General features: G+C 69.1%; 21 protein-coding genes and 1 tRNA gene. 13 read left to right on the forward strand and 9 right to left on the reverse strand.

The genetic code is table 11. The features are described 5' to 3' along the window. Window positions 1-26: 26 nt before the first annotated feature. The gene (gene ftsY / locus VPH43_RS01755) at window positions 27-1154 is read right to left on the reverse strand and encodes a signal recognition particle-docking protein FtsY (RefSeq protein ID WP_328575925.1); all 1128 of its coding nucleotides are present in this window, start codon (window positions 1152-1154) and stop codon (window positions 27-29) included. Between the two features lie 64 nt (window positions 1155-1218). Here ftsY and VPH43_RS01760 point away from each other — a divergent pair. The 11 genes from VPH43_RS01760 (at window position 1219) to VPH43_RS01810 (ending at window position 10456) form a co-directional block, all read left to right on the forward strand. Further along, window positions 1219-1295, forward strand: a tRNA-Met gene (locus tag VPH43_RS01760). Window positions 1296-1443: 148 nt separating this feature from the next. Then, window positions 1444-1719, forward strand: a complete 276-nt coding sequence (locus VPH43_RS01765) for a type II toxin-antitoxin system Phd/YefM family antitoxin (RefSeq protein WP_328575926.1) — start codon at window positions 1444-1446, stop codon at window positions 1717-1719. Beyond that, window positions 1719-2060, forward strand: coding sequence for a type II toxin-antitoxin system RelE/ParE family toxin (locus VPH43_RS01770; RefSeq protein ID WP_328575927.1), 342 nt, complete (start codon window positions 1719-1721; stop codon window positions 2058-2060). Before VPH43_RS01765 ends, VPH43_RS01770 begins: the two co-directional genes overlap by 1 nt. A gap of 93 nt (window positions 2061-2153) precedes the next feature. Next, window positions 2154-2921, forward strand: coding sequence for a HipA family kinase (locus tag VPH43_RS01775; RefSeq protein ID WP_328576194.1), 768 nt, complete (start codon window positions 2154-2156; stop codon window positions 2919-2921). Continuing rightward, window positions 2899-3303, forward strand: a complete 405-nt coding sequence (locus VPH43_RS01780; protein WP_328575928.1) for a DUF3037 domain-containing protein — start codon at window positions 2899-2901, stop codon at window positions 3301-3303. Before VPH43_RS01775 ends, VPH43_RS01780 begins: the two co-directional genes overlap by 23 nt. A 102-nt stretch (window positions 3304-3405) precedes the next feature. Beyond that, window positions 3406-4611 (forward strand): ROK family protein, encoded by a 1206-nt coding sequence (locus VPH43_RS01785; RefSeq protein WP_442909182.1) that lies wholly within the window; start codon window positions 3406-3408, stop codon window positions 4609-4611. Next, window positions 4608-6131 (forward strand): sugar ABC transporter ATP-binding protein, encoded by a 1524-nt coding sequence (locus VPH43_RS01790; RefSeq protein WP_328575929.1) that lies wholly within the window; start codon window positions 4608-4610, stop codon window positions 6129-6131. The genes VPH43_RS01785 and VPH43_RS01790 overlap by 4 nt, the downstream gene beginning before the upstream one ends. Continuing rightward, window positions 6097-7116, forward strand: coding sequence for an ABC transporter permease (locus VPH43_RS01795; protein WP_328575930.1), 1020 nt, complete (start codon window positions 6097-6099; stop codon window positions 7114-7116). Before VPH43_RS01790 ends, VPH43_RS01795 begins: the two co-directional genes overlap by 35 nt. A 37-nt stretch (window positions 7117-7153) precedes the next feature. After that, entirely contained in the window at window positions 7154-8119 is a 966-nt protein-coding gene (locus tag VPH43_RS01800; protein ID WP_328575931.1) for a substrate-binding domain-containing protein, read from the forward strand. 127 nt (window positions 8120-8246) lie between these two features. Beyond that, on the forward strand, window positions 8247-9308 hold the full coding sequence (locus VPH43_RS01805; protein WP_328575932.1) for a sugar phosphate isomerase/epimerase family protein: 1062 nt from the start codon (window positions 8247-8249) through the stop codon (window positions 9306-9308). Further along, a complete protein-coding gene (locus tag VPH43_RS01810; RefSeq protein WP_328575933.1) occupies window positions 9305-10456 on the forward strand; it encodes a Gfo/Idh/MocA family protein in 1152 nt (383 codons plus the stop codon). The genes VPH43_RS01805 and VPH43_RS01810 overlap by 4 nt, the downstream gene beginning before the upstream one ends. A 19-nt stretch (window positions 10457-10475) precedes the next feature. Here VPH43_RS01810 and VPH43_RS01815 read toward each other — a convergent pair whose 3' ends face one another. Further along, window positions 10476-11579, reverse strand: coding sequence for an aldo/keto reductase (locus tag VPH43_RS01815; RefSeq protein WP_328575934.1), 1104 nt, complete (start codon window positions 11577-11579; stop codon window positions 10476-10478). 98 nt (window positions 11580-11677) lie between these two features. Here VPH43_RS01815 and VPH43_RS01820 point away from each other — a divergent pair, with 98 nt between their 5' ends. Beyond that, complete coding sequence (locus VPH43_RS01820) at window positions 11678-12574, forward strand: LysR family transcriptional regulator (protein ID WP_328575935.1); 897 nt, start codon at window positions 11678-11680, stop codon at window positions 12572-12574. Window positions 12575-12598: 24 nt separating this feature from the next. Here VPH43_RS01820 and VPH43_RS01825 read toward each other — a convergent pair whose 3' ends face one another. The 6 genes from VPH43_RS01825 to VPH43_RS01850 all read right to left on the reverse strand — a co-directional run bounded on the left by VPH43_RS01825 (window position 12599) and on the right by VPH43_RS01850 (window position 19816). Next, window positions 12599-13954 (reverse strand): adenylosuccinate synthetase, encoded by a 1356-nt coding sequence (locus tag VPH43_RS01825; protein ID WP_328575936.1) that lies wholly within the window; start codon window positions 13952-13954, stop codon window positions 12599-12601. A gap of 12 nt (window positions 13955-13966) precedes the next feature. Beyond that, window positions 13967-14941 carry a VWA domain-containing protein gene (locus VPH43_RS01830; protein WP_328575937.1) on the reverse strand — a complete coding sequence of 325 codons (975 nt, stop codon included), beginning with the start codon at window positions 14939-14941 and terminating at the stop codon, window positions 13967-13969. A gap of 13 nt (window positions 14942-14954) precedes the next feature. Continuing rightward, window positions 14955-15884, reverse strand: coding sequence for a protein kinase family protein (locus tag VPH43_RS01835; protein WP_328575938.1), 930 nt, complete (start codon window positions 15882-15884; stop codon window positions 14955-14957). Between the two features lie 120 nt (window positions 15885-16004). After that, a complete protein-coding gene (araD1, locus tag VPH43_RS01840) occupies window positions 16005-17003 on the reverse strand; it encodes an AraD1 family protein (protein ID WP_328575939.1) in 999 nt (332 codons plus the stop codon). Between the two features lie 23 nt (window positions 17004-17026). Further along, the gene (locus VPH43_RS01845) at window positions 17027-18760 is read right to left on the reverse strand and encodes an IlvD/Edd family dehydratase (RefSeq protein ID WP_328575940.1); all 1734 of its coding nucleotides are present in this window, start codon (window positions 18758-18760) and stop codon (window positions 17027-17029) included. A gap of 129 nt (window positions 18761-18889) precedes the next feature. After that, on the reverse strand, window positions 18890-19816 hold the full coding sequence (locus VPH43_RS01850; protein WP_328575941.1) for an SMP-30/gluconolactonase/LRE family protein: 927 nt from the start codon (window positions 19814-19816) through the stop codon (window positions 18890-18892). A 110-nt stretch (window positions 19817-19926) separates the two neighbouring features. Between VPH43_RS01850 and VPH43_RS01855 the strand changes: the two genes are divergently transcribed. Beyond that, a complete protein-coding gene (locus VPH43_RS01855) occupies window positions 19927-20718 on the forward strand; it encodes an SDR family NAD(P)-dependent oxidoreductase (RefSeq protein WP_328575942.1) in 792 nt (263 codons plus the stop codon). 128 nt (window positions 20719-20846) lie between these two features. Here the strand turns inward: VPH43_RS01855 and VPH43_RS01860 are convergent, their stop codons facing one another. Next, window positions 20847-21806 (reverse strand): LysR family transcriptional regulator, encoded by a 960-nt coding sequence (locus tag VPH43_RS01860; RefSeq protein ID WP_328575943.1) that lies wholly within the window; start codon window positions 21804-21806, stop codon window positions 20847-20849. Window positions 21807-21899: the final 93 nt, after the last annotated feature.

Genomic DNA, 21899 nt, shown 5'->3' on the forward strand with positions numbered 1-21899 from the left:
GCCGGCCGCTACGGCGCCGGCTCAGCTCAGCTCAGCAGCGCTTCCGCGAACTCGCGCGCGTCGAAGGTCTCCAGGTCTTCCAGCTTCTCGCCCACGCCGATGAAGTACACCGGCACCGGCCGTTCGCGCGCGATGGCGGCCAGCACGCCGCCCTTGGCCGTGCCGTCGAGCTTGGTGACGATCAGGCCGGTGAGCGTGAGCGCTTCGTCGAAGTGCTTCACCTGCGTCAGCGCGTTCTGTCCGGTGTTGCCGTCCACCACCAGCAGCACCTCGTGCGGCGCGGTGCTGTCGGCCTTGGCGATCACGCGGCGGATCTTCTTCAGCTCTTCCATCAGGTGCAGCTGGGTGGGCAGGCGGCCGGCCGTGTCGGCGATCACCACGTCGCAGTTGCGCGCCTTGCCGGCCACCACCGCGTCGTAGGTCACCGCGGCCGGGTCGCCGCCCTCCTGGCTGACGATCTGCACCTCGTTGCGATCGGCCCAGACGGTGAGCTGCTCGCGTGCCGCAGCGCGGAAGGTGTCGGCCGCCGCGAGCAGCACCTTCTGCTGCGCATCGGCCAAATGGCGGGTGAGCTTGCCGATGCTGGTGGTCTTGCCCGCGCCATTGACGCCCACCACCATCATCACGGTAGGCGTGAACTGGCCGATGGCCAGCGGCTTTTCCAGCGGCTTGAGCAGATCGGTCAGCGCGTCCATCAGCAGCCCGCGCACGGCCTGCGGGTCGGTGGTGCGGGTCTCACGCACCCGGCGCTTCAGGTCGTCGAGCAGGAACTGGGTGGCCTTGACGCCGGCGTCGGCCATCAGCAGCGCCTCTTCCAGTTCCTCGTACAGGTCGTCGTCGATCGTCGTGCGGCTGAACACCGAGGACAGGCTGGAGCCGGTCTTGGCCAGGCCCGCGCGCAACTTTTCGATCCAGCGGCTGCGCTGCTCGGGCGTGGGCGGGTCGGCCGGCACCAGCTCGGCCAGGATGGGGATGTCGAATTCCTTGACCGGTGCGGCGTCATCCGGCGCCGGCTTGGGCGCGGGCGCGCTGTTGCTGCCGGCCCAGCCCGGCATCGGGATGTCGAAGCTGCTGGCTTCGTCCGCAGCCGGCGCAGGCGTGGGAGCTGGCGGCGGCGGTGCGGGCGCGAATTTTTTCTTGAAGAAGCTGAACATCAGGAGGGGGTGTTGGGGCCGGGTTTCCCGACCGCTGAAGCCACGTTATAATCGCGGGCTTCAAGGCGCTTTAGCTCAGTCGGTTAGAGCGACGGAATCATAATCCGCAGGTCCGGGGTTCGAGTCCCTGAAGCGCCACCAGATCCAACAAGGGGCTTAGCAGCGATGCTAAGCCCCTTGTGCTTTGTGCGGCGCGTCCGTCCGCCCGAGCCGTTGTTGGCAGGCAGACCGGTTGTGCAAGACCGATAAAAGACTATATTCAGTCCGATTCCGTCCCAAGGGCATACCGATGCGCTACTCATCTCAAGTCAAGCCGATCAGCTACCTCAAGGCCCACGCCGCAGAGGTGCTGACTCAGCTTGCCGAGCAGCGCCAGCCCCTGGTCATCACCCAGAACGGCGAGGCCAAGGCCGTGCTCCAGGACGTGGCCTCCTTCGAAGAGACACAGGAGACACTGGCCCTGCTCAAGATCCTGGCGCTCGGTCAGCAAGACGTGGAGGCGGCTCGGGTCAAGCCGGTTGCCGATGTGGTGGCGCGGCTGCGCGCAAAGCGGCCCACGGCCTGATGGTCGGCAGGTCGCCGCGTCATGAGGTTCTGCTCACCCACGGCGCGGAGCAGGACCTGGAGTCCCTCTACGACCACATCGCCGAGTTCGACAGTGTGGCCAAGGCCCATCACGTTCTCGACCGTTTGATGGAGGTCGTGGAGGGGCTGGCGCAGTTTCCCGAGCGTGGCAGCTACCCAAAAGAACTCTTGGCACTGGGCATCAAGGAATACCGCCAGACCTCGTTCAAGCCCTATCGAGTGATCTACCGCGTCGTTGGGGCCCGGGTCGTCATCTACTTGATCGTCGATGGCCGCCGGGACATGCAATCCGTGCTGGCGCGCAGACTACTGGGGGCCTGACGCAACCACCCCGCCAAGCCGACTCAACGCGTCCCCTTCGCGCACAATGCGCGCCTCCACCCGCTTCGAGCCGAAAGCCGCCCCTTGCGAACCGTGCGCACCACCCGCTACGTGACGCCGCTGCGCGAAGGCGGCTCGCTGCCGGCCGTGATCGAGGCCGATGACGATGGCATGTACGTGCTGAAGTTCCGCGGCGCGGGCCAGGGCGCGAAGGCCTTGATCGCCGAGCTCATCGGCGGCGAGCTTGCACGTGCGGCCGGCCTCGACGTGCCCGAGATCGTGCTCGCGGAGCTGGACCCCGAACTCGCCCGCACGGAGCCCGACCCGGAGATCCAGGACCTCATCCGCGCCAGCGCCGGCCTGAACCTGGCGCTCGATTTCCTGCCGGGCTCCATCACCTTCGAGCTGCTGGCCCAGCCGCCCAGCGCCGAGCTGGCGTCGGCCATCGTCTGGCTGGATGCCTTCATCACCAACGTGGACCGCACGCCGCGCAACACCAACATGCTGTGCTGGCACCGGCGCCTGTGGCTCATCGACCATGGTGCAGCCCTGTTCTTCCACCACGACTGGAACGACGTGCTCGCGCGCAGCCGGCGGCCGTTCGTGCAGATCAGGGACCATGTGCTGATCGACCTGGCGGACCGCCTGCCCGAGGCGGACGACCGATTGAGCCGGGCCATCACGCCGGAGGTGGTGGCCGGCATCGTCGACCTGATCCCGGACGCCTGGCTGGCGGGCGACACGCCGTTCGCCAGCCCGGCCGAACACCGCGCGGCTTATCGCGAGTACTTCTGCAGCCGCCTGCAGGCGCCGCGTGCATTCGTCGAGGAGGCCGTCCGTGCCCACGCTGCACACCTATGACTACGCCATCGTCCGCGTGGTGCCACGGGTGGACCGGGGCGAGTTCATCAATGCCGGCGTCATCATCGCCTGTGCCCGCGCCGGCTACCTGAAGGCTTTCATCGAGCTCGACGAAGCGCGCCTGCAGGCGCTGGACCCGAGCGTGGACCTGACCCTGGTGCGCGCCACCCTGGCCACCTTGCCGGTGGTGTGCGAAGGCGGTCCTGGCGCGGGGCCGCTGGGCCGGCTGTCGCTGCGCGAGCGCTTCGATTGGCTGGTGGCGCCGCGCAGCTCCAGCATCCAGACCTCGCCGGTGCACGCCGGCCGCTGCGACGACCTGGGCCTGGCCGGTGAACGCCTGCTGGCGCGCATGGTGCGGGCGCCGGCACCGCCAGTGCGCTAGTTCGACCCGCCTTCGGCCGAAGTTTGAACTTGTGCGGCCGAGGTGCGATGCCTAGCATCCACTTCGGCCTTCACAACAGACAACTTCGGAGACAACAGGCCCGTGGCACCCTGGAGCGCGCTCTCTGCGGATGAACTGCAGCTGCTGGTCTCGGCCTTCTGGTCGGCGGGCGGCTCGCGCCATCACCTGGCCGACCGCCTGGGCTACTCCAAGAGCAAGACCAACGCGCTGATCGCCGGCCTGGTGGGCCAGGGCCTGCTGGCCGAGACCGGCGTGCAGCCGTCCAACGGTGGCCGCCGGCCTGAATCGCTGCGCCTGAATGACCAGCTCGGCGTGGTGGTGGCGGTGGACATCGGTGTGACCAGCCTGCACGTGGCCGTGTTCAAGCCCGACCTCAGCCTCCTGGGCGAACACGCCGAGCCGATCGACGTGCGCGAACAAGGCCCCGGCGCGGTGCTGCCGCGGGTGCGTGCCCTGATGCAGGACCTGCTGCAGCGCTGCGGCGCCAGCAAGCGCCAGGTGCTGTGCATCGGCATCGGCGTGCCGGGGCCGGTGAACTTCCAGATCGGGCAGCTGGTGAACCCGCCGCTGATGCCCGGCTGGGAAGGTTTTTCGCTGCGCGACGACCTGCGCGAGGACTACGCCGCGCCGGTGTTCGTCGACAACGACGTCAACCTCATGGCCTTCGGCGAGCTGTGGCGGCTGCAACGCTCGCTGCAGAACTTCGTGGTCATCAAGGTGGGCACCGGCATCGGCTGCGGCATCGTCTGCCACGGCGAGGTGTACCGCGGCGCCACCGGCTCGGCCGGCGACGTGGGCCACATCTGCGTGGACCAGGCGGGGCCGCGCTGCTACTGCGGCAACCTCGGCTGCGTGGAAGCCATGGCGGCCGGGCCGGCCATCGTGCGCGGCGCGGTGGAAGCGGCGCAGTCCGGCCGCAGCCCGGTGCTGGCCGAGATGCTGCGCACCCAGGGCCAGCTCGAAGCGGTGGACGTGGCCGCTGCCTGCCGCAGCGGCGACGCGGCCGCCAGCGACATCGTGCAGCAGTCCGGCCGGCTGATCGGCCAGATGCTGGCCTCGGTGGTGAACTTCTTCAACCCGTCGCATGTATTCCTGGGCGGCGGCATCACGCGCATGGGGCCGCTGCTGCTGGCCGCCGTGCGCCAGAGCGTCTACCAGCGCTCGTTGGCACTGTCCACTCGCCACCTTGAAGTGCAGTACACGCCGCTGGGCGAGCAGGCCGGCGTGATCGGCGCGGCGGTGCTGGCCATGCACGAGACCTTGCGTGCGCCGGGAGCCGCACGATGAGCATTGCCCGCAGCGTGTCCGTCGAATTTCAGGGGATCGAAAAAAGCTTCGGCCCGGTGCAGGTGCTGCATGGTGTGAGCTTTGCGCTGGAGCCCGGCCGCGTGGTCGGCCTGCTGGGCGAAAACGGCGCCGGCAAGTCCACGCTGATGAAGATCCTGGCCGGCTACGAGCGGCCCACCGCGGGCAGCCTGCGCGTGAACGGCGAGCCGCGGCAGTTCGGCAACTCGCGTGATGCCGAGGCGCTGGGCATCGTGCTCATCCACCAGGAGCTCAACCTCGCCGACGACCTGACGGTGGCGCAGAACATCTTCCTCGGCCATGAGCGCAAAAAAGGCTGGCTGCTCGACGACGCCACCATGGAGCGCGAAGCCGCCGACGCGCTGGCGGCGGTGGGCTTGAAGGTGGCACCCTCCACCCAGGTGCGTCGGCTGATCGTGGCGGAGAAGCAGCTGGTGGAAGTGGCCAAGGCCATCTCGCGCCAGGCCCGGCTGCTGATCATGGACGAGCCCACCGCGACCCTCACGCCGGGCGAGACCGAGCGCCTGTTCCGCCTGATCGCCAAGCTGCGCGATGACGGCGTGACGGTGGTCTACATCTCGCACAAGCTCGACGAGGTGGAGCGCATCACCGACGAGGTGATCGTGATGCGCGACGGCCGCTTCGTGGCCCGCGCGGCCACGGCCACGCTCACGCGGCATGAGATGGCCAACCTGATGGTGGGCCGGGAGCTGAGCGACCTGTTCCCGCCACGCGATGCGGTCGCGCACGATGGCCCGGTGGCCCTGCGCGTGCAGGGCTTCACCGTGCAGGGCTGGGCCAGCGACGCCAGCTTCGAGGTGCGCGCCGGCGAGATCCTGGGTTTCGCCGGCCTCGTGGGCGCAGGTCGCACCGAGCTGTTCGAAGGCCTGCTGGGCTTGCGCCCGGCCCGCGGCAGCGTCCAGATGCAAGGCCGCAGCCTGCCCGGCGGCACCGGCTGGCCCAGCCCGCGTGAGGCCGCCCGGGACGGCCTCACCTACCTGAGCGAGGACCGCAAGGGCAAGGGCCTGCATGTGCACTTCGGCCTGCAGCCGAACCTGACATTGATGACCCTGGACCGCCATGCGCGGCCCTGGCTGAAGCCCGCCTCCGAGCGGGCAGCGTTGGAAGCGGCGGTCAAGGACTACGGCATCCGCACCGGATCGCTGGACGTGAAGGCCTCGTCGCTGTCCGGTGGCAACCAGCAGAAGCTGGCGCTCGCCAAGGTGCTGCAGCCGCAGCCGAAAGTGGTGGTGCTGGACGAGCCCACCCGCGGCGTGGACGTGGGCGCCAAGCGCGACATCTATTTCCTCATCCAGCGCCTGGCGCGCGAGGGGCTGGCCGTCATCGTCATCTCCTCCGAACTGATGGAGCTGATCGGCTTGTGCCACCGCGTGGTGGTGATGCATGCCGGCCGCGTGGCCGCCACGCTGGATGCGGCGCACCTGACCGAAGAGGAGCTCATCGCCCATGCCACCGGAACCCGCCGTGAAGCCATCGCCTGAGGCCGCCCACCGCGCCGAGGCCGTGCCGCGCTGGACCGAGCGCCTGCAGCGTTTCGGCCCGGTGCTGGGCTTGGTGCTGCTGTGCGTCGCCGGCACGGCGCTGAACAGCGACTTCGCCACGCTGGACAACGCGATGAACGTGCTCACGCGCACCGCCTTCATCGGCATCATCGCGGTGGGCATGTGCTTCGTCATCATCTCCGGCGGCATCGACCTGTCGGTGGGCTCGATGGCGGCGCTGATCGCCGGCGCGGTGATCATGTTCATCAACGCGATGGGGCCGGTCACCGGCTCGCCGGTGCTCGCGGTGGCGCTGGGCGCCGGCCTGGCGCTGCTGCTGGGCGCGGTGTTCGGCCTGGCGCACGGGCTGCTCATCACCAAGGGCCGCATCGAGCCCTTCATCGTGACCTTGGGCACGCTGGGGATCTTTCGCGCCTACCTCACCTACTTCTCCAACGGCGGCGCGATCACGCTGGACAACGACCTGGCTGACGCCTACGCGCCCGTGTACTACGCCAGCCTGGCCGGCGTGCCGGTGCCGGTGTGGGTGTTCCTCGCGGTGGCGGTGGCCGGTGCGGTGATCCTCAACCGCACCGCCTTCGGCCGCTATGTGCAGGCCATCGGCTCCAACGAGCAGGTGGCGCGTTATGCCGCAGTGCACGTGGACCGCGTGAAGATGCTCACCTACGTGCTGCTGGGTCTGTGCGTGGGCGTGGCCACCCTGCTGTACGTGCCGCGCCTGGGCTCCGCCTCGCCCACCACCGGCCTGCTGTGGGAGCTGGAAGCGATCGCGGCCGTGATCATCGGCGGCACCGTGCTCAAGGGGGGCGCCGGCAGCATCGTGGGCACGGTCATCGGCGCGATCCTGCTCTCGGTGATCAGCAACATCCTCAACCTCACCAGCATCATCAGCGTCTACCTCAACGCGGCCGTCCAGGGCTTCGTGATCATCATCGTTGCGTTCCTTCAGCGGGGGCGCCGGTAGAGCGCTCCTCACATCCACCACACCAGGAGACATCACCATGAGCATCACCCGCCGCAGCCTCGCGCTGGCCACCATCGCGGCCGCCGCTGCCCTCGCCACCCTGCCCGCACACGCCGCCGATGCGGTGCATGTAGGCGTGTCCATCCCCGCGGCCACCCACAGCTTCATGGGCGGCATCAACTACTGGGCCAACCAGGCCAAGAAGGACCTGGAAAAGGCGCACAAGGGCCTGAAGATCACCATCAAGACGGCCGCCAACGCCGGCGAGCAGGCCAACCAGCTGCAGGACCTCACCACGGTCAACAAGATCAACGCGCTGGTGATCTTTCCATTCGAATCGGCCGCGCTCACCAAGCCGGTGGCGCAGGTGAAGTCCAAGGGGGTGTACGTCACCGTGGTGGATCGCGGCCTCACCGACACCAGCGCGCAGGACGCCTACGTGGCCGGCGACAACACCGCCTTCGGCCGCATCCCGGCCGAGTACATCGCCAAGCAGCTGGGTGGCAAAGGCAATGTGGTGGCCCTGCGCGGCATCGCGACCACCTTGGACAACGAGCGCATGGACGCCTTCAACGCGGTGCTCAAGGGTTATCCGGACATCAAGCTGCTGGACGCCAAGTACGCCAACTGGAACCGCGACGACGCGTTCAAGGTGACGCAGGACTACCTCACCCGCTTCAAGAACATCGACGCCATCTGGGCCGCCGACGACGACATGGCGGTGGGCGTGCTCAAGGCCATCGAGCAGGCCAAGCGCAAGGACATCAAGTTGATCTTCGGCGGTGCCGGTGCCAAGGCCATGGTGAAGACGGTGATGGACGCGAAGGACCCACGCATCACCGCCGACGTGAGCTATTCGCCCAAGTTCATCTACGACGCGATCAAGCTCACCGCCGAGGCGCGCCTGAAGGGCGAGCCGCTGCCCGCCAAGACCATCATCCCGTCGGTGCTGATCACCAAGGACAACGCCAAGGAGTTCTACCACCCTGACTCCCCCTTCTGAAGGAATGGAGCCCCCACCCGCCGGGGTACCGGCGGCTCGCCCCCCGCGGGGGCTGCCCCAAGAGCTTGGGGCGGCCCGGCGCTCTTGGGGACCCCGGGCGCCTGCCCTTCTTGATGAGGACCTTGACGTGAAGACCATCCGCGGACCCGCGATATTTCTCGCGCAGTTCATGGGCGAGCAGGCGCCCTTCGACACGCTGGACCACCTGGCGGGCTGGGCCGCCGGGCTCGGCTACCAGGGCATCCAGCTGCCCACCGATCCGCGGCTGATCGACCTGCAGCGGGCGGCGGACAGCCAGACCTATTGCGACGAGATCCGGGGCACGCTGGCCGCGCATGGGCTGCAGATCACAGAGCTGTCCACCCACCTGCAAGGGCAGCTGGTGGCGGTGCATCCGGCGTACGACGAGCTGTTCGACGGCTTCGCCGCGCCACAGGTGCGTGGCAACCCCGCCGCCCGCACGGCCTGGGCCATCGAGCAGATGAAGCTCGCGGCCAAGGCCTCGCAGCGGCTGGGCCTTCGCACGCAGGCCAGCTTCTCCGGCGCACTCGCCTGGCCCTACCTCTACCCCTGGCCCCAGCGGCCGGCCGGGCTGGTGGAAGAGGCCTTTGCCGAGCTGGCGCGGCGCTGGCGCCCCATCCTCGATGCCTTCGACGAGTGCGGCGTGGACATCGCCTACGAGCTGCACCCCGGCGAGGACCTGCACGACGGTGTCACCTTCGAACGTTTCCTCGACGCGGTGGGCCAGCACCCGCGCGCCAACATCCTCTACGACCCCAGCCACTTCGTGCTGCAGCAGCTGGACTACCTGGCTTTCATCGACCTCTACCACCCGCGCATCAAGGCCTTCCATGTGAAGGACGCGGAGTTCCGGCCCACCGGCCGCCAGGGCGTGTACGGCGGCTACAGCGGCTGGGTGGAGCGCGCAGGCCGTTTCCGCTCGCTCGGCGATGGGCAGATCGACTTCCGAGCCATCTTCTCCAAGATGGCGCAAGTCGACTTCGACGGCTGGGCGGTGCTGGAGTGGGAATGTGCGCTCAAGCATCCGGAGGACGGCGCACGAGAAGGCGCCGAGTTCATCCGCCGCCACATCATCCGCGTGGCCGACCGCGCCTTCGACGACTTCGCCGGCAGCGGCGTGCAGCCGCAGGTGCTCAAGCGCCTGCTCGGCACGGGAGGCGGGCAATGAGCCGCCGCCTGCGCCTGGGCATGCTGGGCGGCGGCGAAGGCGCGTTCATCGGCGCGGTGCACCGCACCGCCGCGCGCCTGGACGACCGCTATGAGCTGGTGGCTGCGTGCCTGTCCAGCGACCCCGCGCGTGCACATGCCAGCGCCGCGGCGATCGGCCTGGACCCGCAGCGCAGCTATGCGGACTACCGCGAGATGGCGCGTGCCGAAGCCGCCCGCCCCGACGGCGCCGAGGTGGTGGCCATCACCACACCCAACCACCTGCATGCGCCCATGGCCACCGCCTTCCTCGAGGCCGGCCTGCATGTGATCTGCGACAAGCCGCTGGCGATGTCGCTGGACGAAGGCGAGGCCCTGGCCGCGCTCGCGCGGCGCAACAACCGGCTGCTCGCACTGACCCACACCTACTCCGGCTATCCGATGGTGCGGCATGCCCGTGCGCTGGTGAAGGCCGGCGCGCTGGGCAGCATCCGCCTGGTGCAGGCGGAGTACCAGCAGGACTGGTTGTCCGAGCCGATCGAACGCACCACCTCCAACAAGCAGGCCGCCTGGCGTGCCGACCCGGCCAAGACCGGCCCCGCCGGCTGCCTGGGCGACATCGGCACCCATGCCTACCAGCTGGCCGCGTTCGTGTCCGGCATGACACCCTCGCACCTGGCGGCAGAGCTGTGCACCTTCGTCGAAGGCCGCGCACTCGACGACCATGTGCAGATGATGCTGCGCTACCCCGGCGGCGCACGCGGGCTGCTGTGGGCCAGCCAGGTGGCGGCGGGTTGCGAAAACGCGCTGCGGCTGCGGGTGTTCGGCACCCAGGCCGGCCTGGCCTTCGACCAGGAGCATCCCAACGAGCTCTGGTTCACGCCGGTGGGCGGCACGGCGCAGCGCCTCACGCGCGGCCGGGTGGACAGCGCCGCCGCACGCCACGCCACCCGCGTGCCGGCCGGGCATCCCGAGGGTTATCTCGAAGCCTTCGCGCAGCTGTATGCCGATGCGGCCGAACATATCCATGCGATGGCCGAAGGCCGCGCACCGCGCGCCGAGGCGATGGACCTGACCACTGTGGAGGACGGCGTCGCCGGCCACCGGTTCATCGACGCGGTGCTCGAGAGCCATCGCCGCGACGGCAGCTGGGTGGCGCTGGCCGCGTGATGCGGCCAGGCGCCGCAGCTCATTCCACGCCGCTGCCCGAGCCGGACACCACCACCGGCGCGCGATAACCCGCCGGCTTGTCACCCACCGTCGCGCCGCCGTACATCATTCCCTGCATCGCGTTGGTGAAGAAGTAGTACGGGAAGGGCGCGGGTGTGTCGCTGGCGCGCGTGAGCCGCTCGGCCAGCGCGGGCGGCAGCTCGAAGTCCAGTGCACCCAGGTTGTCGCGCAGTTGTTCGGGCCGGCTGGCGCCCACGATCACGCTGGCCACACCCGGCCGGTTGGCCACCCAGTTCAGCGCCACCTGCGCCAGTGGGCGCTCGATCTCCCGCGCCACGCTCTCGAGTTCGTCCACGATGCGCCAGTTGCGCTCGGTGAGGTGCTGGAAGGCCGGGTTGCCGTTGTCCTTCATCGCGGCCAGGCGGCCTTCGGGCGCGACGTCGCGCCGGTAGCGGCCGGACAGCAGGCCACTGGCCAACGGGCTCCACACGGTGATGCCCATGCCCAGCTCGGTCGCCAGGCGCGCATGTTCATGCTCGAGGTTGCGCTCCACCAGCGAGTACTGCAGCTGCAACGCGCTCACCGGCTCGAAACCGCGCCACTCCGCCAGCGTCTGGGCCCGTGCGGCATACCAGGCCGGCACGTCGGACAGGCCGATGTGGCGCACCTTGCCGCTGCGCACCAGGTCGTCGAGGGTGCGCATCACCTCCTCCACCGGCGTGAGCTGGTCCCAGGCGTGCACGTAGAAGAGATCCAGGTAGTCGGTGTTCAGGCGCTTGAGCGAACCCTCCACCGCACGCAGCAGGTTCTTGCGCCCGTTGCCGCCGCCGTTGGGGTTGCGGTCGCCCAGGTTGAAGGTGTACTTGCTCGCCAGCACCAGCCGGTCGCGCAGGCCGGCGTCGGCCACGAACTCGCCCAGCCAGGTTTCGCTGGTGCCGTTGGTGTAGACGTCTGCGGTGTCGATGAAGTTGCCGCCACGCTCCACGTACATGTCGAAGATGCGGCGTGCGTTGGCTTTGTCCGAACCCCAGCCCCATTCGGTGCCGAAGGTCATGGCGCCCAGCGAGAGGCGGCTGACGCGCAGCCCGCTGCGGCCTAGGGTGTAGTAGGTGTCGAGTGACATGGTGAGCTCCTTTGCGTTGCGATGAGCCAAAGGTTAGCCAGCGACGCTCTGCCGATAAAGTCACATAATCTTGATGAAGTGATAAGCAGTGCTTTGCAATGAAACTCACGCACCTCGACGGGCTGCTCGCCTTTGCCACCGTGGCCCGGCAGCGCAGCTTCACTGCCGCCGCCTCGGAGCTGGAAGTCACACCACCGGCGGTGAGCCAGGCGGTCAAGCAGCTGGAAGACCGGCTCGGCGTGCGGCTGCTGCATCGCACGACGCGCAGCGTGAGCCTCACCGAGGCGGGGGAGCGGTATCTCGCCCGCGTGGGCCCTGCGGTGGGCGAGCTGATGCAGGCCTCGGAAGTGCTGGACAGCTTTCGCGCCGGCGTGAGCGGCCGGCTCAAGGTGAACGCACCGCTGGTGGTGCACGAGATGCTGTTGCGTCCGCTGCTGCCGGCGTTCCTGGCAGCGCACCCGGGCGTGCAGCTGGAGCTCACCTTGGACGACGGCTTCGTCGACATCGTGGCCGCAGGCTTCGACCTCGGCATCCGGCTGGGCGAGTCGGTGCAGCGCGACATGGTGGCGGTGCCGCTCACCCGCAGCGAGCGCACCTGCATGGTCGCCTCACCGGCCTATGCCAGACGCCATGGCCTGCCGGAGACGGTGGAAGCCCTGCGCGAACACCGCTGCATCCGCTACCGCTTTCCGGCGAGCGGCGCGATCTATCGCTGGGAAGTCAAGCGCAAGGGCCAGGTGGTGGAGGTGGCGGTGGACGGCCCGCTCACGGTGTCCGACAGCCTGAGCATGGCGCAGGCCGCGCTGGACGGCATCGGCATCGCCTACACCTTCGAGCGTCAGGTGGCGCGCCACCTGGCGGCCGGGCGGCTGCTGCCGGTGCTGCCCAAGCTGTGGCCCACCCACCCCGGCTTTCACTTTTACTACCCGAGCCGGCAGACACCGGCCACGGTGCGGGCGTTCGTGGAGCACTGCAGGGCGCAGATCGGGGATTGAGCGCGGCGCTGCGCGATGGGTTCGTCAGCCTCTTGCTTTCACGTGGCGATGGGTCGGCCCGTTCGATGTAAACCGAACCGGGCGGCTTGTGATGGCCTCGATGCGCTGCAGCAGCGCTTCTGCCGAGGACACGGGCTGCTCGTCATAAGAAGGACGCGCCCGAAACAGCAGCTGGGTCAGCGCGGCCTGGTGGATCAGATCGGCATCGCGCGAAGGCACGAGCCGCGTCACGCGGCCGCCTTGCTCCACACAGACAGAGCGATTGGCCGGTCCGTTCATGAGCTCGTAGGACAGGCACCAACGCAGCTCAGCGCCGCGGCCCAATGCATCCATGTGGCTTACCAGCAGACCGTCCAGGGCACCGGCGGCATCGATCGCGTAGCGGAGCAACACGGCATCCGGGTGGCCGCGGCGAAAGCGCCCCTGCCAGCCGTCACTGGTGTTGTGCGGCTCGGGCAATGTGTCGAGCGCCGCGTCTTCCGTCGGCAACGGCCCGGCGCCATGGCGGCAGAGGTAGCTGCGCAGCAGGCCCAGCTGCGTGATGTCGCCGGCCAGGCCCAGCTCGTCCAGCACCGCCTGGGCAGCGGCCGGCCCCACGCTGCTCCAGGTGGTGTGCGGATGGAAACCCCGCCATTCATCCAGCAGCAGGCCCTGCGCGCCCTCGAAGAGCACGGTGCCGCCCCGGCCCAGGCGCTGCGCGATGGCCTCCGGCGATGCGGGCGCCACGCGCAAAGCCACCGCGTGGGCAGCCGCCAGCCAGCGGGCGCCCACCTGATCGTCTGCGAGCACACGGGCCTCGAGCGCCTGCGCTTCGTCGCACCGAAAAGCGTAGCGCTCGAACTCCGCGGCCAGCGTGTCCCGGATGGCCACCAGCTTCTGCATGGCCAGCGCCGGGCGCAGCAGGTCGCCATAACGCAGCACCTGCTCCGGCCGCTGCAGCGCATGCCGCACCGTCTCACCGACGCCCACGCCGCAGCTGCCGTGTGCGGCCTGTCCCCGCTGCCATTCACGCAGCCGCCCCGCGGCCTGGTGATAAGGCGTGGTCACGCGGCAGCGCGCGTCGATCTGCAGCCGCTCTGCGGCGTCCCGCACCCCCACACGTTGCAGCGCCGCCTCCTCCACCAGCAAGGCGGTCGGGTGCACCACCACCTCGCGGGCCAGCACCGTGTGCACCGCCGGCAGGAAAGTGCCCGATCCGAACTGGGAGAAGGTGTGATGCCGACCGTCGGGCAGCACCACGTTGTGGCCTGCCTGGGCACCACCGTTGAAGCGCACCACCGTGTGCACCGGCCAGCGCCGGCACAGCGCGTCGGTGAACAGGCCCTTGCCGCAGTCGCCGAAGCCCAGGTCGATCAGGGAGGCGAAGCGCGGCGCTTCCACGGCCAGCGAGGTTCAGCCGAACAGGCGACGCCACCAGCCCGGCGCGGCCGGTGCGCGGCTGGTACCACCGATCGCCGACGCGGTGCCACCCGATCCCGCATGGGCCGCATACGGCCGCAGCGCCCGCACCACCGCACCGATGCGGCTGCTGCTCATGCCCTCGGCTTTCAGCGCCGTGGCCACCGCATCGGTGTCCGGCAGCGCCTTCTCGGTGAGCGCCACGATGGCCGCGGCCACCGCGCAGGTGTCCTCATGCGACTCCATGCAGATCACGTGGTCGCCCAGCAGCTCGCGCCAGCGGGCCTCGCAGTGCTTGCGGCGCTGCAGGTCGGGGATGAGGAAGAACAGGTGGTAGCTCTCCGCGGCCGCGGCGATCACCTCCTGGATCGGGATGTCCTCGTCCAGCTTCTCGCCGATGAGCGCTTCCACCTGGTGGCGTGACACGGCCGGATAGGGCAGCTCGTCGCCAGTCATGAACAGGTAGCCGCGCTTCTTGCGTTTGGCCCAGCAGTCCAGGTCGGTGTGCTGCGCCAGCACGTAGAACGCGAGCTCGTAGCTTTCGGAGCCGGTGCCGCCACCGCCGGCTTCCAGGTAGCTCCAGGTGAGCCACTGGTCCATCAGCTCGGCGGTCGACTCGAACTGGCCCACCTGCAACGGTGCGTTGTCCGAGGTGGCATCGCCGATGGCCATGAACATGATCTGCGGGTCGGGGATGCGGCAGGCCCCCAGCAGCTTCATGAAACTGGGCAGTTCGCGCGTGGCCAGCAGCCGGGGGATGTCGCCCATCGAGCCGGTGACGTCCAGCGCGAACACGATGCCCAGGGACTGCGGATGGTCGGCGCTGTCGCGCGACTCCCGCACCTTCAGGCCGCGTGGGTCCATCAGGCCATGGCAGCCGCGCTGGTTGAACACCTCGCCGGCCGGCTTGCTCGCGCGATCGGCCACCAGCGCAGCGTGCGCGGCATGTGAGTAGTTTCCGTGTCCCATGATGGTTGGCGCTTCAGGCGCGCTGTGGGTTGAAGTGGATGAACTGGGGCGGGCCGAAGGCCTGCCGCGCGGCGGCCACCAGGGCCTGGTCGATCTGTTCCGCGCTCATGCGGGCCGCTGCATCGGCGCTTTCGCTCACGGTGTGCAGCAGGTCCGCCAGCGGGCCCGGCACGCGCGAGGGGATGGCGGGCGGTGTGTCGCCGTGGCCCTGCAGCAGCTGGCGGATGGCCCAGGCGGACTGCACCAGGTCGCGCGCCGCATCACCGCCACGGCGCGCGCGGCCCCAGCCGATCAGCAGCACGCCGTGGTCGGCCGGATGCACCAGCCAGTGTTCGGGCCGCAGGTCGCCGTGAGTCCACCCACCACGGTGCACGTAGGCCAGCACTTCCAGCACCCGGCGCCACAGCCAGACGGCATGGCGTACGTCCTGGATGCCCTGCGGATGAAAGGCCAGCACGTCGGCCAGGCTCCCCCAGAACCCGTTGGGGTGGCGCCAAGCGAGCGCCTCACGCGCGTCGGGCACACCGTCGATTTGCCCATGCGCCACCACCTGCGGCAGGCGCTGGCTGAAGTAAGCCGAGCCATCGATCTGCAGCGCCTGCAGGCGGCGCAGCACATCCGCTTCACCGGCCAGGGGCCAGGCGACCGACCGGGCCACCTTGAGCGTCACGCGCTCGGGCAACGGCCCGCAGGCGTCGGCCAGCAACACCTCGGTGTGTTCACCCTCGGCCAGCGAACGCAGCACGCGGAAATCGCGGCCGGCGACACGCAGGATGCGGCCACCATCGCGCCCCAGGGCAAGCGAGCGCTGCCAGGCCTGCCGGAACGGCTCTCGCTGCACGACCTGCGTGTTGCGCGTGACCATCGCGCTGCAATAGGGGCAGGCCACGATGCGCCACAGCGCCTGGCGCGGCAGGGCGCCGCCGCACTGCGGGCAGGCCAAGGATGTGAAAGCGACGCTCAGCTGAATTGCTCCCCGACTGGCATGCCGGGCGATGGAATGCCGCGGCGCTTTGGCGGCGATTCTCGCTGACGGTGGCGGACCGCGCCCGCCGCGGTGGCCTCAGAGTGTGCGCAGTTCCACCGCTTGCGCCGGCTCGACCGCCAGGCTGTTCACCAGCGCGGGCCCGAACTCGGGCGATTCGATCTCCCAGCTTTCGCCCGGCGCCACGCTCACGCCATCGGCAAAGCTCAGCACCGCGGCGCCGAAGAAGTGCAGGTGCACGTCGCCGGGCCGGCGGAACAGCTTGTACTTGAAGTGGTGGTGTTCCAGGTTGGCCACCGTGTGGGACATGTTGGCCTCGCCGCTGAGGAAGGGCTTTTTCCAGCGCACGCTGCCATCGCCAGCCCGCAGCCGCGATTCGCCTTCCACATGCGCCGGCAGCGGGCCCACGCGCAGCGCCGGCCCCACCGAGCAGGCGCGCAGCTTGGAATGCGCGAGGTAGAGGTAGTTCTGCTGCTCGATCACATGGTCGGAGAACTCGTTGCCCAGCGCAAAACCGACGCGGTAGGGCGTGCCGTCCGGCCCCACGACATACAGGCCCACCACCTCGGCCTCTTCGCCGCCATCGGCGGCAAACGCCGGCATCTCGATCGGCTGGCCGCTGGCGCGCACGATGGAGCCGTCGCCCTTGTAGAACCACTCGGGCGCCACACCCACCTGGCCGGCCAAGGGCTTGCCGCCTTCCAGCCCCAGGCGGAACATCTTCATGCTGTCCGTCAGCGTCTCGGTCGCTTCCTTCAGCTTCTTGTGCATGGCATCGCGCGACGCGGCGCTGCCCAGGTGCGTGAGCCCCGTGCCGGTGACGTAGCAATGCGCGGGGTCCGGGTGCGTCAGCGGCGGCAGCAGCCGCCCTTCGCCCACGATCGCCTCGTAGCGCAGCGGCTCGCCGAGTTCCAGCTCGCTGAGCAGCTGGTCGATGGAGCGCTGCTGTTCGATGGCGCGCAGCGCCAGCGCGTAAGTGGAGGCCACACCACGCAGCGGCCGCACCTGGCCGCGTTCGGCATCGAGCAGGCCGACCCGCTGGGCACCGGAGTCGTGGACGAACTGGATCAGCAGCATGGTGTGGGTCCGGTCAAGGGCGGTCAATGGGAGTGGCGTGGCACGGCTGCGCCGCGGCAGCCCACCAGGAAGTCCAGGTCGCAGCCTTCGTCGGCCTGCAGCACGTGGTTGATGTACAGGCGCTGGTAGCCGCCGCTGGCCGGCGCAGGCTGCGGCACCAGCGTGGCCATGCGGTCGGCGAGTTCCGCCTCGGAGATGTCCAGGTGCAGGCGGCCGGCTTCGCAGTCGAGTTCGATCCAGTCGCCATCGCGCACCGCGGCCAGCGGGCCACCGGCTGCGGCTTCCGGCGCCACGTGCAGCACCACGGTGCCGTAGGCCGTGCCGCTCATGCGGGCGTCGGAGATGCGCACCATGTCCTTCACGCCCTGGCGCAGCAGCTTGGGCGGCAGGCCCATGTTGCCCACCTCGGCCATGCCGGGGTAGCCCTTGGGACCGCAGTTCTTCATCACCAGCACCGAGCTGGCGTCCACCTCCAGCGTCTCGTCGACGATGCGGCTCTTATAGTGCTCCAGGTTCTCGAACACCACCGCCTTGCCGCGGTGCTTCAGCAGCTCGGGCGATGCGGCCGAAGGCTTGAGCACCGCGCCACGCGGCGCCAGGTTGCCGCGCAGCACACGGATGCTGCCGTCGGCGATCAGCGGCTTGTCCAGCGGGCGGATCACCTCGTCGTTGTAGTTGGGCGCTTCGCGCACGTTGTCCCAGAGGCTGCGGCCGTTGACGGTCAGCGCATCGGGGTGCGGCAGCAGGCCGTGTTCACCCAGGCGGCGCAGCACCGCGGGCAGGCCGCCGGCGTAATAGAACTCTTCCATCAGGAAGCGGCCGGAGGGCAGCAGGTCCACCAGCGTGGGCGTGCCGCGGCCGATGTCGGTCCAGTCCTCCAGCGCCAGCGGCACGCCGATGCGCCCGGCGATCGCTTTCAGGTGGATGACCGCATTGGTGGAGCCGCCGATCGCGGCGTTGGTGCGGATCGCGTTCTCGAAGGCTTCACGCGTGAGCACCTTCGACAAGGTCAAGCCCTCGAGCGCCATCTCCACGATGCGCATGCCCGACATGTGGGCCAGCACATAGCGGCGCGAGTCCACCGCCGGAATGGCGGCGTTGTGAGGCAGCGAGGTGCCCAGCGCCTCGGCCATGCAGGCCATGGTGGAGGCGGTGCCCATGGTGTTGCAGGTGCCGGCCGAGCGCGACATGCCCCCTTCGGCCGCCAGGAACTGGTGCAGCTGGATCTCGCCGGCCTTCAGCGATTCATGCAGCTGCCACACCGCGGTGCCGGAGCCGATGTCGCGGCCTTCGAGCTTGCCGTTGAGCATGGGCCCGCCGCTCACCACGATGGCCGGCACGTCGCAGCTGGCGGCGCCCATCAGCAGGGCGGGCGTCGTCTTGTCGCAGCCGGTGAGCAGCACCACCGCATCCATCGGATTGCCGCGGATGGCTTCCTCCACGTCCATGGCCGCGAGGTTGCGCGTCAGCATCGCAGTGGGCCGCAGGTTCGATTCGCCGTTGGAGAACACCGGGAACTCCACCGGCACGCCACCCGCTTCGTAGATGCCGCGCCGCACGTGTTCGGCGAGCTTGCGGAAATGGGCGTTGCAGGGGGTCAGCTCCGACCAGGTGTTGCAGATGCCGATGATCGGCTTGCCCTGGAATTCATGGTCTGGCAGCCCCTGGTTCTTCATCCAGCTGCGGTACATGAAGCCGTTCTTGTCGTTCGTGCCGAACCACTCGGCAGAGCGCAGCTTCTTCTTGGCATCCGACACGCGTTGTCTCCTTGTGCGTGCCCTTGCGCGCAGGTGCAAAGGGCGGACGAGAGACTACGGCGAGCCGGTATATCAATCCAATGAGTTATTCGACGCTTGAGATACGAGAACGTGCATGGCTCAAGCAAATCAACCCGCAAACAGGGCGGTGGGCAGGCCCTGCGCGTCCGTCGTTGCCGTGAACAAGGCGCCGGCCAGCGGCTGGCTGGCGCGCTGCTCGTCACTCAGTTCGCCGGCCGCGGTGGTGATGTAGAGCGTGCGCAGGTCCGGCCCGCCGAAGATCACGTTGGTGACGTTGGAGGTCGGCAGCGTCAGGCGGGCCAGTTCGCGCCCATCGTCCGGCGCATGGCAGGTGACGCAGGCGCCGGCCCAGTGTGCGATCCACAGGCGGCCCCGGGCGTCCACCGTCATGCCGTCCGGGTAACCGTCGCCTTTGGCAAAACGCAGCCAGGGCCGCTGCTCGCCGAGTTCACCGGTCTCCGGCTCGAAGCGGGCCACATGCACCACGCCGCGCGCCGTTTCGTTCACCCAGACGGTGCGGCCGTCCAGCGACCAGGCCGGCCCGTTGACCACCGCAAAGTTCGCCGGCCAGGCACAGCGCAGCCGCGTGTGCTGCCCTTCGGCATGCAGGCAGTAGAGCGAGCCGGTGGGCGCCTGGCAGGCGGTATCCATGCTGCCGGCCCAGAAGCGGCCGTGGCGGTCGCACTTGCCGTCGTTGAAGCGGTTGCCCGGGTGGTGAGGTTCCGGCTCATGCAGGCGCTGCAAGTCACCGGTCTCGGGGTCGAAGAACGCCGGCCCCTTATGCAGGGCGACCACCAGGCCGCGGCCATTGGCACGCTCGGCCACCGCGCTGATGGATTCCCCGAAGCGCCATTCGCGGCGCTCCCCGGTGGCCACATGCCAGCGCATCAGGCGGTGGCCGTGGATATCGACCCAGTACAGCGCCTGCAGCGCCGGCGACCAGCACAGGCCTTCGCCGAGCAGCGCCCCGGCCTCCCACACGGGCGAGACCTCACCGAGCGCGGGCGCCTGGAACTCAGTGGACGGCAAGGACATGGAGACCCCGGGTGGACTTGACGCGCCGCATGCTAACAAGGCACAGTGATAGCAGGAAGCAGATCTATTCGTATGAAGTGATATACGAATTGCAATAACGGAGACCTCTCTTGCCCGAACTCAGACCGATTGCCGCCGAGCGGCTTGCCAGCTACCCCAGCCTGAAAGGCCAGCGGGTCTTCATCACCGGCGGCGGCAGCGGCATCGGTGCCAGCCTCGTGCAGGCGTTTGCGCGCCAGGGCGCCCATGTGGCCTTCGTCGACATCGCCGAAGCCGCCAGCCGGCAGCTGGCCGACGACATGGTGGCCGCCGGCCTGCCACCGCCCTGGTGGGAACGCTGCGACGTGCGCGACATCGCGGCCTTGCAGGGTGCGATCCGCCGCGCCAGCGATGCGCTGGGCGACTTCGGCGTGCTGGTGAACAACGTGGCGCGCGACGACCGGCACACCATGGACTCGGTGACCCTGGCGGACTGGGACGAGCGCATGGCGGTCAACCAGCGCCCCGCCTTCTTCGCCATCCAGGCGCTGGTGCCCGGCATGCGCCGCCTGGGCGGCGGCTCCATCGTCAACCTGGGCTCCTCCGGCTGGCAGCTCAAGGAGCCGGGCTACCCCTGCTACGCCATCGCCAAGTCGTCGGTGAACGGGCTCACGCGCGGCCTGGCCGCGGCGCTGGGGCCGGACCGCATCCGCATCAACACCGTCACCCCCGGCTGGGTGATGACCGAACGCCAGCTCACGCTGAACCTCACCGACGAGAGCGAGCGCGCGCTGCGCGCCGCGCAATGCCTGCCCGACCTGCTGCAAGGCGAGGACATCGCCCGCATGGTGCTGTTCCTGGCCTCCGATGACGCCGCGATGTGCTCGGCGCAGGAGTTCAAGGTGGACGCCGGCTGGATATAAGGACCACCCCGGAGCGCCTGCGGCGTTGACCCCTCGTTCCTCTCCCCTCAAGGGGCGCGGCCAGCGGCCCGGCAAAGCCGGTTCCGCGGCCGCCGCTGGGCTTTGAGCAGTGGTCGTCGACGATTTGGTCAGGCGGCCGCCAGCGACACGCCGTACACCTCGCTGGCCGCGGCCTTCAGCGCCTGCAGCATCACATTGGCCGCAGGGGACAGCGGGCGGTCGGTGCGGGTGATCACGCCGAAGGTGTCCATGCGGCAGGGCAACTCGATCGGCAGCACCGCCACGATGCCGTGCCGGGCGTAGTAATGGCCGACGTCGCTGGCCACCAGGCCCACCATGTCGCTCTGCTCGATCATCTTGGTGGTGAACAGCAGCGCGGCGGTCTCGATCAGGTCGGCCGGTGCGTCCATGCCTTCCTCGCTGAACATCAGGTCGAAGCGATGGCGCAGCACGCTGCCTTCGGGCGGCACGATCCAGCTGGCCGCCGCCAGGTCACGCAGGCCGAGCTTGGCCATGCCCAGCAGCGGATGGCCGGGCCGCACGATGGCCACCGCCGGCTCTTCGGCCAGCGCCTCGTAGCGCAGCGCGGTCTTGTCATGCTGGGCGAACAGGCGCGCCACCATCATGTCCAGCTTGCCCTGGGCCATGCGCTCCATCAGCACGTCGCTGGTCTCGATCTGCAATGACACCCGCAGGCTGGGGTGCGCCTGCTTCACCAGCGAGATGGCCTGGGGCATCAGCATGATGCCCGGCGTGGTGATGGCGCCCAGCGCCACCTGGCCGAAGCGCCCGGCCTTGAGCGACTGCACCTCGTCGTGCGCCTGGTTCAGGCTGGCGAGCGCCGCCCGGGCGTGGCGGATCATGGCTTCGCCGTACCAGGTGGGCCGCATGCCACGCGGCAGGCGGTCGAACAGCTGCACCTCCAGCACGTCCTCAAGGTCCTTCAGCAGCTTGGAGGCGGCCGGCTGCGTCATGTTGAGCACCTGCGCCGCGCGGTGGATGTTGCCCTCCTCGGCCAGCGCCACCAGCAGCAGCAGCTGCCGTGTCTTCAGGCGGGCGCGGATGAACCAGTGGGTGTAGTTGGTCATGCTCGGGTTTCCATGGATTCGAAATCCTATATCCCAGACGGGCAAAACACTATTAGGCGTATATCCCAGCCCTCCCTAGCATTCAGGCCCACG

Source organism: Ideonella sp. BN130291 (assembly GCF_036231905.1).
In the GTDB taxonomy this organism is placed as follows: domain Bacteria; phylum Pseudomonadota; class Gammaproteobacteria; order Burkholderiales; family Burkholderiaceae_C; genus CAMLIZ01.

Coding starts and splice junctions, on each gene's coding strand:
- ftsY (WP_328575925.1), bottom strand. CDS start 1,154: ATGTTCAGCTTCTTCAAGAAAAAATTCGCGCCCGCACCGCCGCCGCCA.
- VPH43_RS01765 (WP_328575926.1), top strand. CDS start 1,444: ATGCGCTACTCATCTCAAGTCAAGCCGATCAGCTACCTCAAGGCCCAC.
- VPH43_RS01770 (WP_328575927.1), top strand. CDS start 1,719: ATGGTCGGCAGGTCGCCGCGTCATGAGGTTCTGCTCACCCACGGCGCG.
- VPH43_RS01790 (WP_328575929.1), top strand. CDS start 4,608: ATGAGCATTGCCCGCAGCGTGTCCGTCGAATTTCAGGGGATCGAAAAA.
- VPH43_RS01795 (WP_328575930.1), top strand. CDS start 6,097: ATGCCACCGGAACCCGCCGTGAAGCCATCGCCTGAGGCCGCCCACCGC.
- VPH43_RS01800 (WP_328575931.1), top strand. CDS start 7,154: ATGAGCATCACCCGCCGCAGCCTCGCGCTGGCCACCATCGCGGCCGCC.
- VPH43_RS01810 (WP_328575933.1), top strand. CDS start 9,305: ATGAGCCGCCGCCTGCGCCTGGGCATGCTGGGCGGCGGCGAAGGCGCG.
- VPH43_RS01815 (WP_328575934.1), bottom strand. CDS start 11,579: ATGTCACTCGACACCTACTACACCCTAGGCCGCAGCGGGCTGCGCGTC.
- VPH43_RS01820 (WP_328575935.1), top strand. CDS start 11,678: ATGAAACTCACGCACCTCGACGGGCTGCTCGCCTTTGCCACCGTGGCC.
- VPH43_RS01830 (WP_328575937.1), bottom strand. CDS start 14,941: ATGGGACACGGAAACTACTCACATGCCGCGCACGCTGCGCTGGTGGCC.
- araD1 (WP_328575939.1), bottom strand. CDS start 17,003: ATGCTGCTGATCCAGTTCGTCCACGACTCCGGTGCCCAGCGGGTCGGC.
- VPH43_RS01850 (WP_328575941.1), bottom strand. CDS start 19,816: ATGTCCTTGCCGTCCACTGAGTTCCAGGCGCCCGCGCTCGGTGAGGTC.
- VPH43_RS01860 (WP_328575943.1), bottom strand. CDS start 21,806: ATGACCAACTACACCCACTGGTTCATCCGCGCCCGCCTGAAGACACGG.